The organism is Blastococcus sp. CCUG 61487 (genome assembly GCF_005222955.1).
Classification (GTDB): domain Bacteria; phylum Actinomycetota; class Actinomycetes; order Mycobacteriales; family Geodermatophilaceae; genus Blastococcus.
Window position 1 is genome coordinate 24,507 of the sequence record NZ_LWUA01000222.1, and the last position, 14,889, is coordinate 39,395.

Annotated in this window: 14 protein-coding genes; 9 read left to right on the forward strand and 5 right to left on the reverse strand. The window is 75.3% G+C overall.

Features of this window, described 5'->3' with window-relative positions; all coding sequences use genetic code 11:
- Positions 1–6 precede the first annotated feature (6 nt).
- The 8 genes from A6V29_RS11410 to A6V29_RS11445 all read left to right on the forward strand — a co-directional run bounded on the left by A6V29_RS11410 (position 7) and on the right by A6V29_RS11445 (position 10,864).
- Positions 7–1,986, forward strand: a complete 1,980-nt coding sequence (locus A6V29_RS11410) for a putative bifunctional diguanylate cyclase/phosphodiesterase (RefSeq protein WP_137160402.1) — start codon at positions 7–9, stop codon at positions 1,984–1,986.
- Entirely contained in the window at positions 1,983–4,559 is a 2,577-nt protein-coding gene (locus A6V29_RS11415; RefSeq protein WP_137160403.1) for an EAL domain-containing protein, read from the forward strand. Before A6V29_RS11410 ends, A6V29_RS11415 begins: the two co-directional genes overlap by 4 nt.
- 138 nt (positions 4,560–4,697) lie before the next feature.
- Positions 4,698–5,507 carry an MBL fold metallo-hydrolase gene (locus A6V29_RS11420; RefSeq protein ID WP_137160404.1) on the forward strand — a complete coding sequence of 270 codons (810 nt, stop codon included), beginning with the start codon at positions 4,698–4,700 and terminating at the stop codon, positions 5,505–5,507.
- Positions 5,504–6,178, forward strand: a complete 675-nt coding sequence (locus tag A6V29_RS11425) for a DedA family protein (RefSeq protein WP_137160405.1) — start codon at positions 5,504–5,506, stop codon at positions 6,176–6,178. Before A6V29_RS11420 ends, A6V29_RS11425 begins: the two co-directional genes overlap by 4 nt.
- The gene (locus A6V29_RS11430) at positions 6,175–8,325 is read left to right on the forward strand and encodes a phage holin family protein (protein WP_137160406.1); all 2,151 of its coding nucleotides are present in this window, start codon (positions 6,175–6,177) and stop codon (positions 8,323–8,325) included. Before A6V29_RS11425 ends, A6V29_RS11430 begins: the two co-directional genes overlap by 4 nt.
- 57 nt (positions 8,326–8,382) lie before the next feature.
- Positions 8,383–8,817 carry a DUF5313 family protein gene (locus tag A6V29_RS11435; protein WP_502700085.1) on the forward strand — a complete coding sequence of 145 codons (435 nt, stop codon included), beginning with the start codon at positions 8,383–8,385 and terminating at the stop codon, positions 8,815–8,817.
- A gap of 91 nt (positions 8,818–8,908) precedes the next feature.
- Positions 8,909–9,886: a glucosyl-3-phosphoglycerate synthase gene (locus A6V29_RS11440; protein WP_137160408.1), complete on the forward strand. Its 978-nt coding sequence runs from the start codon at positions 8,909–8,911 to the stop codon at positions 9,884–9,886.
- 135 nt (positions 9,887–10,021) lie between these two features.
- Complete coding sequence (locus tag A6V29_RS11445; RefSeq protein WP_212719284.1) at positions 10,022–10,864, forward strand: glycerophosphodiester phosphodiesterase; 843 nt, start codon at positions 10,022–10,024, stop codon at positions 10,862–10,864.
- Here the strand turns inward: A6V29_RS11445 and A6V29_RS11450 are convergent.
- Positions 10,861–11,595, reverse strand: coding sequence for an HAD family hydrolase (locus A6V29_RS11450; protein WP_137160410.1), 735 nt, complete (start codon positions 11,593–11,595; stop codon positions 10,861–10,863). The two genes, A6V29_RS11445 and A6V29_RS11450, sit on opposite strands and share 4 nt — an antisense overlap.
- A 99-nt stretch (positions 11,596–11,694) precedes the next feature.
- On the opposite strand from A6V29_RS11450, the gene A6V29_RS21280 reads away from it, so the two are divergent.
- Positions 11,695–12,393, forward strand: a complete 699-nt coding sequence (locus A6V29_RS21280) for a TetR/AcrR family transcriptional regulator (RefSeq protein WP_212719287.1) — start codon at positions 11,695–11,697, stop codon at positions 12,391–12,393.
- On the opposite strand, the gene A6V29_RS11460 is transcribed toward A6V29_RS21280, so the two are convergent.
- From A6V29_RS11460 to A6V29_RS21285, 4 genes are all read right to left on the reverse strand, one after another.
- Complete coding sequence (locus tag A6V29_RS11460; protein WP_137160411.1) at positions 12,386–12,997, reverse strand: TetR-like C-terminal domain-containing protein; 612 nt, start codon at positions 12,995–12,997, stop codon at positions 12,386–12,388. The two genes, A6V29_RS21280 and A6V29_RS11460, sit on opposite strands and share 8 nt — an antisense overlap.
- A 115-nt stretch (positions 12,998–13,112) precedes the next feature.
- Positions 13,113–13,445, reverse strand: a complete 333-nt coding sequence (locus A6V29_RS11465) for a hypothetical protein (protein ID WP_137160412.1) — start codon at positions 13,443–13,445, stop codon at positions 13,113–13,115.
- Positions 13,446–13,509: 64 nt separating this feature from the next.
- Complete coding sequence (locus A6V29_RS11470) at positions 13,510–14,400, reverse strand: 1,4-dihydroxy-2-naphthoyl-CoA synthase (protein WP_137160413.1); 891 nt, start codon at positions 14,398–14,400, stop codon at positions 13,510–13,512.
- Positions 14,401–14,433: 33 nt separating this feature from the next.
- Positions 14,434–14,889, reverse strand: a 456-nt coding sequence (locus A6V29_RS21285; protein ID WP_212719290.1) for a hypothetical protein, incomplete at its 5' end; no start/stop codon positions are given.

Genomic DNA, 14,889 nt, shown 5'->3' on the forward strand with positions numbered 1-14,889 from the left:
CGCAAGATGCGGCGGTACCCCCGATGGGGTGACAGGGGGGTACCGGCGCTGCAGCAGGGCGCCGCGGAGCCCGACATCCACGAGGTGACCACCGCGTCGGCTCCGGGGCAGCTCCCGGCGGCGCCCCGTGCGGGGCGCGCCGGGCCCGTCGCCGTCGCCGCAGCAGCCGTCGTCGTCATCGGCGCGCTGCTCGTCCAGGCTCTCGGCCCCGGCCTCGCGGCCGCCACCGCCGGCCTGGTCGCCGTCCTCACCGCGCAGGTCGTGCTGTGGCAGCGGCAGCGCCGCCTCGCCGGCGCCCTGCGGCGCAGCCAGATCTCGCTGCGCACCCTCGTGCGCAGCAGCGTCGACGCCGTCGTCCTCCTCGACGACGCCCTGTGCGTCACCTTCGCCTCCGAGGCCGCCGCCGACCTGCTGGGCCTGGACGCCGCCGCCGTCCTGGGCCGGCCGGTCGCCGAGGCCGTGCACCCCGCCGACCGGGCCGGGCTGTTCGCCGCGCTGCTCAGCGGCAGCGAGACCGCCGTCCGCACCGCCCGCGTCTGCCAGCCCGACGGCACCTGGCGCCTGGTCCAGGCCACCATCCGCGACCTGCGGGGCGACCCCGACGTCGGCGGGCTGGTGCTGCACTGCCGCGACGTCAGCGTCGGCGCCCCCGCTCCCGGCGCGGACACCGAACTGCTCGAGCTCTCCCTCACCGACGCCGTCACCGGGCTGCCCAACCGGACGGCGCTGGTCCGCCGCCTCGGCGCGCTGGCCCGCGAGACCGACGACCGCCCGCTGGCCATGGCCCTCATCGGCATCAGCGGGTGGGGGCCGGACGTGCTCTCCCCCGCCGCCGAGGCCACCGTGCTGCGCGCGCTGAGCTCCCGGCTGTCCCGTGCGCTCCGCGGCGAGGACTGGCTGGCCCGCGGCACCGACGGCGACTTCGTCGTCCTCGTCGAGGGAAGCGTCGCCGACGCCGAGGTGGTCGCCGCCCGGCTGATCGCCACCGTCGGCCCGCTCGCCACCCCGACCGGCACCCTGCCGCTCACCGCCGCCGCCGGTGTCAGCGCCCTGGAGCACGACCTCGACCCCGGCGAGGCGCTGCGCCGGGCCGACCTTGCGCTGCGCTCCGCCCGCCGCGCCGGCACCGGCTGCGTGCACCGCTACGACGACGCCCTGCGCACCGAGCAGGACCGCCGCACCGCCCTGCGCACCGACCTCCGCGGCGCCCTGGAGCGCGGCGAGCTGCGGCTGGTCTTCCAGCCGGTCGTCGACGCCGTCCTGCAGCGCACCGTCACCGTCGAGGCGCTGCTGCGCTGGCAGCACCCCGTCTTCGGCGACGTCCCGCCGGTGGAGTTCGTGCCGCTGGCCGAGGAGACCTCGCTGATCATCGACATCGGCCGGTGGGTGCTGCTCGAGGCCTGCCGCACCGTCGCGGCCCAGGACGACGCGGAGCTCGGCGTCGCCGTCAACGTCTCCGCCCGCCAGGTGCGCAGCGGCGAACTGGTGCCCGACGTGCTCGCGGCGCTGGAGACCAGCGGCCTGCACCCCTCCCGGCTGCTCGTCGAGATCACCGAATCGGTGCTGCTCGACGACGCGCACGTCATCGAGGACCTCGGCGCCCTGCGCAGGCTCGGCGTCCGCATCGCCGTCGACGACTTCGGCACCGGCTGGTCGTCGCTGGCCTACCTGGTCGGCATGCCGGTCGACGTCCTCAAGATGGACCAGTACTTCCTGGCCGACGTCGAGCACGACCCCGCCCGCCGCGCCATGTGTCGCGCGGTGCTGCAGCTCGGCGCCAGCATCGGCCTGCCGGTGATCGTCGAGGGCGTCACTACCCCGGCCACCCTCGCGCTGCTGCGCGACATGGGGCACCGGTACCTCCAGGGCTTCCAGCTCTCCCGCCCGCTGGAGGCCGACCGGCTCGCCGACAGCGCCCAGCTCGCCGCCGCCGCACTCGACGCCGCCGCGGTCCCCGCGCCCCGCACCCCGGTGGTGCTCCCGTGACCACCTTCCGGACCATGCCCGCACAGCTGCGCTGGACCCTGCTGCTCGGGCTGCTGGGCCTCGCCGTCACCGTGCCGTTCAGCTCCCCCGACGGCACCGGCATGCAGTGGGACGAGCTCGTGCTCGGCTCGATCGCGCTCAGCTGCGCCTCGTTGGCCTCGCGCCGGCTGTGGCAGATGGACCGCAACGCGGCCCGCCCCTGGTGGCCGCTGCTGTTCGGCTCGGTCAGCTTCGCCGTCTCGCAGTTCCTCGCGGGGCTCTTCCCCGGCCCGGCGTTCGACGGCTTCGGTGCCGACGACGTCCTGCTCTTCCTCGGCGCTACCTCGCCGCTGGTCACCTGCTTCCTCCTGGCCCGCCGGGTCATGCGCACCCGGTGGACGGCGCTGCTCGTCGACGGCGCGCTGGTCACCCTCGCCCTGCTCGTGGTCACGGAGGTGCTGCGGACGCCGCTGGTCAACCCCGCGGACGCCCCCGAGGACCTGCGCACGCTCGTGCTCGCCTACGGCGGCTACAGCGCGGTCATGCTCGGTGGGGCCGGCGCGCTGTGCACCGTCTCCACCCGGGCGATGCGCAGCGCCGTCACCACGCTGATCTTCGCGGTCACCGCGCAGGCCGCCGCCGGTGCGTGCGAGGCCATGGCCATCCTCGCGCCGTCCCCGCTGTGGACCGCCGGCTCCGACGTCTCGGTGGCGCTGGCCTTCCAGCTGGCGATCCTCGCCCTGCTCCGCTCCCCCGTGCGGTTCACCGACCGCTCGGCCCGCGCGTCCGCCCCGGTGATCAGCAGCGCCGGGCTGAGCCTGGTCGTGCTGGCCATGCTGAGCCTGCCCGCCGCCCTGGCCTACGCCCTGCTCGCCGACGAGCCGCTGTCGGTCGGCGCCGAGCTCGGCTGCGGCGCGATCTTCGTCCTGCTGGGCATCCGCCAGGTGCTGCGCATCCGCGAGGACGGCCGGCTGACCGAGGACCTCGTCCGCAGCGAGGAGGACTTCCGCGAGCTGGTCGAGGCGAGCTCCGACGGCATCGCGATCATCGACGGCGACTTCCAGCTGCTGTTCACCTCCCCCGCCGCGCGCCGGCTGCTCGGCATCGGCGCCGACCTCGACGACGGCGTCACGCTGCTCGACCTGGTCCGCCCCGAGGACCGCGCCGCCCTGCGCGCCGCGGGCGAGGAGCCCGCGACCGGCACCGGCCCCGCCATCCACCTGGGCGTGACCGCCGAGGACGGCACCGCCCGGGAGCTCGAGGTCGCCTCCTCCGAGCGGCCCGGCAGCGGCCGGCGGGTGCTGTACCTGCGCGACGTCACGACCCGCCGCCGCCGCGAGCGCGAGCTCGAGCGGATGGCCTACACCGACGACCTCACCCGGCTGCCCAACCGCGCCGTGCTGTTCCAGGAGCTGGCCGCGGACTCGGCCGCGCCGCGCTGCCTGCTGGTGCTCGACATGGACGGGTTCAAGCAGGTGAACGACGGCGCCGGGCACGAGGCCGGTGACCAGCTGCTGGTCGAGGTCGCCCGCCGGCTGCGCACCGTCGTCCGCGACTCCGACGTGATCGCCCGGCTCGGCGGCGACGAGTTCGCCGTCGTCGTCACCGGCGACCTGGACGAGGCCGCGGACGTGGCCGGACGCATCGTGCAGATCATGGGCCTGCCGTACCGCGTGGAGGGCCGCACCTATGCCGTCGGCGCCAGCGTCGGGCTGGCGGAGGTCGGCCCCGGTGGCGGGCGGCTCGCCTTCCGCAAGGCCGACGCCGCGCTGCTCGCCGCCAAGGCCGCGGGCAAGGGCTGCGTGCGGATCGCCGACGCCGAGGAGGCCGCCCCCGACACCGACGTCTTCTACGCCGCGCGCGCCGAGGGCGAGATGGGCCTGCGACTGGACGCCGCGGTCGGCCCGGACGGCTCGGTGGAGCTGCTGCACGCCCTTCCCCGCTGGACCCACCCGACGCTCGGCGTTCTGCAGGGCCCGGACATCTGGTCCTCGGCCGAGCGGCACGGCCGCAGCGCCGAGCTGCAGCGCTGGCTGATCGAGCGTGCTGCGTCCGCGGTCGTCGCGCTGCCCGATCCGCGGGTCGCCGTCGCGGTGAGCCTGCCCGCCGGGCACGTCTCCGGTGACGGGCTCGCCTCCGCCGTCGCCACCACCCTGGCCGACACCGGCCTGGCGCCCGCCCGGCTGATCGTCTCCCTCACCGAGGAGACGCTCCTGACCTCCCCGGCGACCCTGGTCGCCGAGCTGGAGGCCATGCGCCGGCTCGGCGTCCGGCTCTGCCTGGACGACTACGGGATGGGACACAGCCTGTTCGCGCTGCTCGCCCGCGTCCCGTTCGACCTCATCCGGGTGGACCTGCACGCGCTGGCCGCCCGCCAGGACACCGAGCGGGCGCTGCGGGTGCTCGCCGCGATCGTGCAGACGACGGCGAGCTTCGGGCTCGACGTCGTCGCCGGGGGGATCGCCACCCCCGAGCTGCGGGAGGCCGCCGTCGCCACCGGGGTGCAGCTCCTGCACGGCCGCGCGCTGCCGCACGACCTCACCCCCGAGACCGCGACCGACCTCCTCGCCCTCGCCCCCGTCTCCGCCTCCTGACCCCGCGCCCCTCGCCCCACGAGATCTGCACACTCGGGGCTTTCCGGGGCCCGAAAGCCCCGAGTGTGCAGATCTCGGGCAGCCCTTCCCAGGCCATGTCGCTGGGATCCGACGCCGGGCCAGCGAATACTGGCCGTCGTGGGCATCCCCGAGCTGCACTTCCTCGGCCACTCGACGGTCCGCGTCGAGCTGGCCGGGTGCACCGTGCTCACCGACCCGGTGCTCACCCGCTCGATCGGCCCGCTGCGCCGGATGGTGCCGCCGCCCGATCCGGCGCTCTGGTCGGGTGTCGACGTCGTCCTGCTCAGCCACCTGCACCCCGACCACCTGCACCTGCGCTCGCTGCGGCTGCTCGACGACCGGCCCACCCTCGTCGTCCCCCGCGGCGCCGGTGCGTGGCTGCGCCGGCAGGGCTTCTCGCGGGTCGAGGAGATCGCCAGCGGCGAGACGCTCGGCTTCGGCGGGTTGCGGGTCACCGCCGTCCACGCCGAGCACAGCGGCCACCGCTGGGGGCCGCGGCTCACCTCCGGCCCGGACGCCCACGCCGTCGGCCACCTGCTCGAGGCCGATGGCGCCACCGTCTACGTCAGCGGCGACACCGCGCTGCACGACGGCATGACCGGCCTCGGCGACCGCGGCATCGACGTCGCCGTCCTCCCTGTCTGGGGCTGGGGTCCCGACCTCGGCCCCGGGCACCTCGACCCCGCCGAGGCGGCCGAGGCGGTGGCGCGGCTGCGCCCCCGGACCGCCGTCCCGGTGCACTGGGGCACGCTCGCCCCCGCCGGGACGACGTCGCTGCCCACCCCCGTGCGCGCCCGCATGCGCCGGTTGCTGGTCGAGCCGCCGCACACCTTCGCCCGCGCGGTCGCCGAGCGCGGCCTGGCCACCACCGTCGCCATCGCCGAGCCCGGCGGCGCGGTCCCGCTGCTGCCGGGGGTGACGCCGTGAGCGTCCTCGACGTGAGTGTCCTCGCCGCGAGCGCCGAGCCGACGTCGGTCGGCTACTCGCTGCTGTTCGCCGGCGTGTTCATCGGGTCGGTGGCGCCGGTGCTGCCCACGGGCGCCGTGGTCGGCTCGGCCGCGGCCTTCGCGATGACCAGCAACGACCTCGGCCTGGCCACGGTCATCGCGCTGGCGACCCTCGCCGCGCTGCTCGGCGACCTCATCACCTTCGCGGTCTGCCGGTTCGGCGGGCCCGCGGCGGTCCGGCTGGTCTCCCGCGGCCAGCACGCCGAGCGGATCGCCGAGGTGCGCCAGCAGTTCCACCGGCACGGCTGGCAGATCCTGCTGGTCGGCCGGCTGCTGCCCGCGGGCCGCATCCCGGTGCTGCTGGCCGCCGGGGCGCTGAGCTACCCGTGGCGCCGGCTGGTGCCCGCCCAGTTCCTCGCCGCGCTGCTGTGGGCGATCGCCTACGCGCTGCTCGGGGTGATCAGCGGCGGCATCTTCGACTCGCCGCTGATCGCCGTCCTCATCGCCACCCTGCTCGTGCTCGTCGTCGGCGGGGTGCTCAACCTGATCGCCGCGCGCCGCCGCTCCCCCGCCGCCCGTCCGGGCCAAAAGCGTGCTTTTGGCCCTGACCAAGAAGCGTCGAGGGCAACGTCCGCGGCCGAGCAGCGGTGACGGGACCCGCTCCCGCCGGCCGGGTGCTCCAGACCGGTCGCACGATCGCCCGCGTCCTGCTCACCTGGGCCGTCGCCACCGGGGCGCTGCTCGCGCTGGACACCTGGCTGAGCGGCTTCCGGATGAACGCGTGGTGGCACGCGCCCGTGGCCGCGCTGCTGCTCGGGCTGCTGACGGCGGGCGTCTGGCCGGTGGTGCTGCGGATCGCGCTGCCGTTCACCTTCCTCACCCTCGGGCTGGGCGGCTTCCTGCTGCTCGGCGCCGGCGTGCTGGGCGTGTTCACCGCGATCCCGGGCGTGGAGGTGCGGAGCTTCACCACCTCGGTGGTGGTCGCCGTCGCCATGGCCGGGGTCTCGGCCGTGGTGAACAGCCTGCTCGCCGTCGACGAGGACGAGATCTTCTTCCGCCGGGCCCGCCGCCGGGCCGACGCGCGCGTCTCCGGCGAGCCGCTGCCGCCGGGCGTGCTGTTCCTGCAGATCGACGGGCTCGGCGCCGACACCGCCCGCCGCGCCGTCCGCGACGGGTCGATGCCCACGCTGGCCGCCTGGCTGCGCGAGGGCAGCCACGTGCTCGGCGAGTGGCACACCGACTGGAGCTCGCAGACCGGCGCGAGCCAGTGCGGCATCCTGCACGGCTCCAACCACGACATCCCGGCGTTCCGCTGGTACGAGAAGGAGCACGACCGGCTGCTGCAGGTCTCCAACCCGCGGGACGCCGCCGAGGTCGAGCGCCGACACTCCGACGGGCGCGGGCTGCTCGCCCCCGACGGCGCCGGCCGCGGCAACCTGTTCACCGGCGACGCCCGCGCGGTCAGCCTCACGCTCAGCTCGCTGGCGCACGTGGTGCCGGCCGGGGCCCGGCGGCGGCGCCGCGGCCGCGACCGGGTGGGCGCCGGCTACTACGCCTACTTCGCCAACCCGGTGAACGCGGTGCGCACGCTCGGCGTCGCGGCGGTCGACATCTACCGGGAGCTCTCCGCCGCCGCCCGGCAGCGGCGCGCCGACGTCCGGCCCCGGGTGCCCCGCGGCGGCCTCTACCCGCTGGCGCGGGCGGCGACGGCGGTCGTGGCGCGCGACGTCGTCGTCTCCGCCCTGCTGGAGGACATGCTCGCCGGCCGGCCCGTCGTGTACGCCGACTTCCTCGGCTACGACGAGGTCGCCCACCACTCCGGAGTCGAGCGCTTCGACACCCTCGAGGTGCTGCGCAGCATCGACCAGCAGATCGGCCGGCTGCACCGCGCCAGCGCGCTCGGGCCGCGCCCGTACCACCTGGTGTGCCTCTCCGACCACGGCCAGACGCAGGGCTGGGCGTTCGAGGACCGGTTCGGCTACTCGATCGAGGAGCTGGTCGGGGGGCTCTGCGATGCGGACGTGCAGCCCCGCGGCCGGCACCTCACCGGCCCGCGGGACAGCCGGCGGGCCACCGAGGGCTGGCAGGTGGGCGCGGCGCTGGCCGAGGGCAGCGGGCCGATCGCGCGCCGGCTGCGCCAGCGCGCCGAGGCCGCCGAACCGTACGAGGGTGGCGACGACGACGGCCGCCCGGTGCGGACGACGGCCGGCGGGGTGCCGCTGGCCGCTCCCGGCGTCGTCTGCGCGGTGTCGGGCCACACCGCGGTGGTCTCCTTCGCCGACATCGCCGGCCGGGCCACGGTCGAGGAGATCGAGCGACGCTGGCCCCGGCTGCTGCCCGGCCTGGTCGACCACGACGGCGTCGGCTTCGTGCTGGTGCACTCCGCCGAGGTCGGGCCCGTCGTGCTGGGGCGCGATGGGCTGCACCGGCTGCGCTCGGGAGAGGTGCTGGGCACCGACCCGCTGCTGCCGTACGGACCGCACGCCGCGGCGCTGGTCGCCCGCACCTCGACGTTCCCGCACTGCCCCGACCTGGTGATCAACAGCCGGTACGACCCCGCGACCGACGAGGCGTCGGCCTTCGAGCCGCACGTCGGCTCGCACGGCGGGCTGGGCGGGCAGCAGCAGCGCGGGCTGCTCGCCTACCCGGCGGCGTGGGCCGATCCGGGCGAGGTCGTCGGGGCCGAGCATCTGCACCGGGTGCTGCGCGGCTGGCTCACCGACCTCGGCCACCCGGAGCCCACCGGGGAGGGCACCCCCGTCGGGGAGCAGAGCCGGCTGTCGCTCGAACCGGCCTAAGCTCGGAGGTTCAGCCGAGGAGGACGAACGAGCGTGGCCGTGCACGAGACGACCGCGGTGGACGGCCCCCAGAGCCGCGTCCGCCCCGGGCCCATCCGCTGGATCTGGTACGCGCTGGGCGGCCGGCTCCCGGCGCGCTTCAGCCCGTGGGTGCTGCACGACACCACCACCCGCACCTGGGTGCTGCGGCACTTCGCCCGCGCGTTCGTCCAGCTCGCCGTCCCGATCGCGCTGGTGCTCGTGTTCGTGCCGGGCGAGTTCTGGATCCGCGGGATGGCCGCCCTCGGCGGGGTGTTCCTCGGGCTCTTCTACTCCGTGGCCTACATGCCCGAGGGCACCGAGCACCGGGTCAAGCAGGCCGGATACCCCGTGGGGACGGCGACGGCGGTGCGCGACGAGGCGGCGCGCCTGCGGGAGGCCCGGGACAGCGAGCGCCGCCGGGCCGCCGCCGCCAAGCGGGCCGCGAAGTACCGCGAGCGCCTCGGCCGCTGAGCGGCTGCCGGGCCCCGTCGTGGCGTGACGATCGAGTGAACACCCTCACAGGTCAGTGGTGCGCGGCGTGATCGTGGCCGACAGTGAGGCGATGCGACCCGACGCCCGTGCCTGGTTCCACAGCCGCACGACGTCCGCCGCCTCCCTCGAGGCCGTGGACGTCGACGCGCTGCTGCACGCCAAGCGCCGCGCCGGCGCCCGGGTGAGCGTCGTCCTCCCCGCCCGCGACGAGCAGGCGACGGTCGGCGCGCTCGTGGCCGACATCGCCGAGCGCTGGATGCGCCGCACCCCGCTGGTCGACGAGCTCCTGGTGGTGGACTCCGACTCCACCGACGGCACCGCGGAGGTCGCCCGCGCCGCCGGGGCCGACGTCGTCTCCACCGCCGACGTGCTGCCCGCGCACGGCACCCGGCCCGGCAAGGGCGAGGCGCTGTGGAAGTCGCTGGCCGCGACCTCCGGTGACCTGGTCGTCTTCCTCGACTCCGACCTGCGCGGCGACGTCGCCCACTTCGTGCCCGGGCTGCTCGGGCCGCTGCTCACCGACGCCTCGGTCCACTTCGTGAAGGGCTGCTACACCCGCCCGCTGGAGACCGACGCCGGCACCGATCCCACCGGCGGCGGCCGGGTGACCGAGCTGACCGCGCGGCCGCTGCTCAACGCGCTGTTCCCGGAGCTCGCCGGGTTCGTCCAGCCGCTCGGCGGCGAGTACGCGGGCCGGCGGTCGGTGCTCGAGCGGGTGCCGTTCGCCGGGGCGTACGGCGTCGAGATCGGCCTGCTCGTCGACCTGCTGGGCCTGGTCGGGCTCGGCGGCCTGGCCCAGGTCGACCTCGGCGAGCGCCGGCACACCTCGCAGAGCCAGGAGGCGCTGGGCGCGATGGCCGGGCAGGTGGCGGCCACCGTGCTGGCCCGCGCGGGCGGCCTCCCGCCCACCGCCGGGGGTCTGCTCACCCAGTTCCGGCACGACGGCGAGGGCTTCGTGCCGCGCAGCACCGCCGTCGCCCTGGACGAGCGGCCGCCGATGCTGTCGGTGCCCGAGTACCGGGCGCGACGGGCGGGGCTCGCGGGCTGACCTGCGGGGGCAGAAATGGCCATTTCTGCCCCTCGGGCGATCCGTGTCGCGGCGTTTCCGGCCCGCCGCGTGCATGCTCGGCGCCGGAGGGGGCAGGATTCCGGGCGTGCCGGTCGTCAACCCCGCCCAGCTCCGGTGACCGCCATCGAGGTGGTCGCGCACCGCGGCGACACCGCCGAGGCCCCCGAGCACACGCTCGCGGCCTACCGCCAGGCCGCCGCCGTGGGTGCCGACGCCGTCGAGTGCGACGTGCGGCTGACCCGCGACGGCGTGCTGGTCTGCGTGCACGACCGGCAGATCAAGCGGACCTCCAACGGCCGCGGCGTCGTCTCCGCGCTGCACCTGGCCGAGCTCGAGCAGTACCAGTTCGGCGCCCGCCGGCCGAAGGGCCGGAGCCGCTGGGCCGACGACGAGATCACCTCGGTGACCGACGAGCCGGAGATCGAGAACGGGCTCGTGCTCACCCTCGACCGGCTGCTGGACTACATCACCGCGACGCCCGGCAAGCTGCGGCTGGCGATCGAGACCAAGCACCCGACCCGGCACACCCGCAAGGTCGAGGCCGAGCTGGCGGCCACCTTGACCCGCTTCGGGCTGCTGAGGAACGGGCGGCCGATCGAGTGGGGCGGGCGGCCCGCCGTCCGGATGATGAGCTTCTCCCAGCTCGCCGTCCGCCGGATGGGCGAGCTCGCACCCGGGATGCCGACGGTGCAGCTGATCGGCAAGCGGCTGCGGACGGTGCGCCGGGAGCTGCTGATCACCAGCAACGCGACGGCGGTCGGGCCGGCGGTCTCGGTGATCCGCTCCGATCCGGACTTCGTCGCCGACGCGCACGCGGCCGGCAAGGAGGTCCACGTGTGGACGGTGAACCGGCCGTCGGACATGGACCTGATGCGTGACCTCGGGGTGGACGCCATCATCACCGACCATCCCGCGGAGGTCCTCCGCCGGCTCGGCCGCAGCGCCGCCGCCTCCTAGTTTGCTTTTCCGGGGAGAAGCGGGCTGCTTCTCCGCGGAAACGCAGGCTGCTTCTCCGCGGAAAAGCAGGTCAGGTCGAGGTCGTCGAGGGCGGCGGCGAGGTCGGCCGGGGTGTCGTAGATGCCGAGGGCGCCGGCGTCCCGCAGCTCGTCGTCGCCGAACCCGCCGGAGCGGACCACCACCGCCGGCATCCCGGCGTTCTTCGCGGCCTCGACGTCGTACACCGAGTCGCCGATGACGAGGCTGGGCGCGTCGGCCGGCTCGCCGATCGTCCGCACCGCCACCTGCAGCAGGTCGGGCGCGGGCTTGGTGGCCTCGACGTCGTCGCTGGTGGTCCAGCCGTCGGCCAGCTCGCGGACGTCGAGGAGGTCCAGCGCGCGGTCGACGTGGTGCGGCTTGCCGGAGCTGGCCAGCACCACCCGGTGCCCGCGCGCCTTGAGCGCCTCGATCAGCTCCCGCGCGCCGGGCAGCAGCGCCGTCTCGCCGATCATCGGGTCGACCTCCTCCACCCAGCGCTCGCGGGCTGCGTCGCCGATCCGCTTCTCGACGTCGTCACCACCGAGCGCGGCGACCAACTGGTCGCCGCCCATGCCGATCAGCCGGTGGATCCGCCAGACGGGGAACGTCTCGCCGAGCGACCGGAAGGCCCGGTACCAGGCGAGCGCGTGCTGGTAGTTGGTGTCGACGAGGGTGCCGTCGACGTCGACGACGGCGATGCGGGGTGAGGTCACCGCCCCCTCCTGCCCCGCTGCCACGGTTGATGCACACGGGTGGCGTACGCCTCACCACCAGTCATGCGGCGAACACGTTCGGTACCTACCCTGGTGCCCGTGGGGGATCTCGGGCAGCGGCGTGCGCAGAAGAAGGCAGCGACCAGGGAGTTGGTGCGCACCACGGCCCACCGGATGTTCGCGGAGCAGGGCTTCGACGCGATCACCATCGCCGACGTCGCCCGCGAGGCCGGGGTCGCCGTCCAGACGGTGTTCAACCACTTCGCCACCAAGGAAGAGCTGTTCTTCGACGGCCGCATCTCCTGGGTGGACGACCCCGCGACCGCGATCCGCGAACGCGCCGACGGCGTGGACGCGCTCTCCGCTCTGCGCTGCCACTTCCTCGAGTTCCTCGCCGCCGAGATCAGCGCGCTGGACACCCCCGAGCACCGCTGCATGCGGGCCACGGTGGCAGCGTCGGACGCCCTGCGCAGCTACGAGCGCGGACTGGTCTTCGAGGCGGAGTACCGGCTCGCCGACGCCCTGCTCGACACGTGGGACCGGGACGCGGCCGCGGGCCACGAGGTGCCCGCGGACACCGCGACCGCCGCGCCGCTGATCGCCGCCACCTGGCTCGCCGCGGTGCGGGTGCTGGTCGTGGAGAACCGGATGCGGGTGGCCGAGGGGTACGGCGCCGCCGAGGTCGCGGCGACGGTGAAGCAGCTCGGCGACCAGCTGCTGGGCAACATGCAGGCCGGCTCGACGGCCGTGACCGAGCTCCGGGCAGCGCTACCGACGCCGGACCGCCGCGTCAGCTGACCGCGGTTCCGGCGGCCACCCGCTCGTCGGACCGGCCCAGCAGCGGGACGAGCACCTCGGCCACCACCCGGTCGACCTGGTCGGCGATCATCGCTCCGTCGCCGGCCGCGGTGAACCGCTGCCACCAGAACGCCTCGAGCACCGAGCCGAGCAGCGCCAGCCGCTCGGACGAGACACCCTCGCCCCGGGCCTCGGCGCGGGAGCCGATGGTGGCGACCGCCTCGGCCAGCGGCTGCACGAGGGCCTCCTCGAGACCGGCCCGCAGCTGCTCGTCGTGCCGCGCCGCGCCGACGATGCTGGCCGCCGCACGCTCCTCGCGGTCCAGCGGCACCGTCCACCTGTCCACCAGCGCGCGCAGGTCGCCGCGCAGCGAGCCGGTGTCCTCCGGCGTCGCGACCAGGCGCACCCGGCCGACGGCGGCCCGCGCCAGCGCGGCCATCGTGGGCCAGCGGCGGTAGATGCCCGCCTTGCCCGCGCGAGCGCGCGCGGCGACGCGGTCGCTGTTGAGCCGGCTCCAGCCCTCCTCGGCCAGGATGTCGACAGCGACCGACAGCAGTTGCTCGGACAGCTCGGCACTCAGCGGGCGCCCGGGCGTACCGCTCACGTGGGATCCAAGGACCTGCAGGTCATGCGCACCGCGACATAGTGACCCGAACGGTGGAGTGACCACAATGACCTGGGCCCGGAACCTCCTGACGAGTTTCGGTACGGGCTCGCTCTCAGGCGCCCGCGGCGGGCTGCACCGACACGGTGATCGTGGCGCCGTCCGCCGACAGCCGCCCCTCGGCGCGGGCGGAGGCCACCATCGCGTCCCACTGCTCCGGCCAGTCGCCGGTGCCGGCCCGCGGCTCGGCGGCGGCCCGCAGCGCGGCGGCGTCCAGGTGGGCGGTCGCGCCGTCCTGGAGCCGCCCGAGCCCCGACCGCTCGAGCACCTCGGCCGCCTCCTCGTCGGTGACCTGGCCCAGCGCCAGGAACAGCCGGCTCAGGTCGTCGATCTCCACCACCCGCGCCTCCGGGCGCTCCTCGGCCCCGGTCACCACCTCGACGATCACGGCATCTCCTCACCTCGGGGACTTTCGGTACCGAAAGTCCCGAACTTTCGGTACCGAAAGTCCGCTATACGTGCCAGGGGAACTGGGTGAAGTCGGGGTCGCGCTTCTCGAGGAAGGCGTCCCGGCCCTCGACGGCCTCCTCGGCCATGTACGCCAGCCGGGTGGTCTCACCCGCGAACAGCTGCTGGCCGACCAGCCCGTCGTCGATCAGGTTGAACGAGTACTTGAGCATCCGCTGGGCGGTCGGCGACTTGGCCACGATCTTCTTGCCCCACTCCAGCGCGGTGGCCTCGAGCTCCGCGTGCGGGACGACGCGGTTGACCATGCCCATCGCGTGCGCGTCGGCGGCGGTGTACTCCTCGCCGAGGAAGAAGATCTCGCGGGCGAACTTCTGGCCCACCTGCCGGGCGAGGTAGGCCGAGCCGAACCCGCCGTCGAAGCTGCCGACGTCGGCGTCGGTCTGCTTGAAGCGCGCGTGCTCGGCGCTGGCCAGGGTCAGGTCGGAGACGACGTGCAGGCTGTGCCCGCCACCGGCGGCCCACCCGGGGACGACGCAGATGACCACCTTCGGCATGAACCGGATCAGCCGCTGCGCCTCGAGGATGTGCAGCCGCCCGCTGGACCGGCCCTTGTCGTGCTCGTAGCCGTACTTGCCGCGCACCCGCTGGTCACCGCCCGAGCAGAACGCCCACCCGCCGTCCTTCGGGCTCGGCCCGTTGCCGGTGAGAATCACGCAGCCGACGTCGGTGGACAGCCGGGCGTGCTCGAGCGCGGTGATCAGCTCGTCGACCGACTGCGGCCGGAACGCGTTGCGCACCTCGGGCCGGTCGAAGGCGATCCGGACGACGCCGGCGTCGACGGCGCGGTGGTAGGTGATGTCGGAGAAGTCGAACCCCTCCACCGGCCGCCACGCGGAGCTGTCGAAGATCTCGGAGACGTCGTCGCGGGCGCTCATGCAGCGAACCTAACCCGCGCCCCGGGACGGCCGTCAGCCCGGCAGCAGGCCACCGACGAGCCGGGTCAGGCTGATCAGCACGCCGCCCACCAGCTTGCAGGGGCAGGGATAGCCGTCGGCGTCCTCGGCGGGCTCCGGTTCGGGCTGGGGTTGTGGTTGGGGCTGGGGTTGGGGCTGGGGTGCCGGCGCCGGTGGGGCCGGTGGTGGCGGGGCCGGCTGCGGTGCGGGCTGCTGCGGGGCCGGCTGCCGCGGGGCGGGAGCACCGCCCTGGACCGGTGCCGGCTGCTGCTGACCCGTCCGCGGCTGGGTCGCCACCGGACCGGAGCTCCCCTGCCCACCCCCGGCCGGCGCCCAGCCCGGGCCTGCGCCTGCCGGTGGGGCGGCGGGCGGCGCGGCCGCATCCGCCGGGCCGGGGTCGGGAGCCGGGGGCGGTTCCGGCGTGCGGGAGGCCTCGGTGGTCACCCCGGCGCGCCGCCGGTGCTCGTCCCC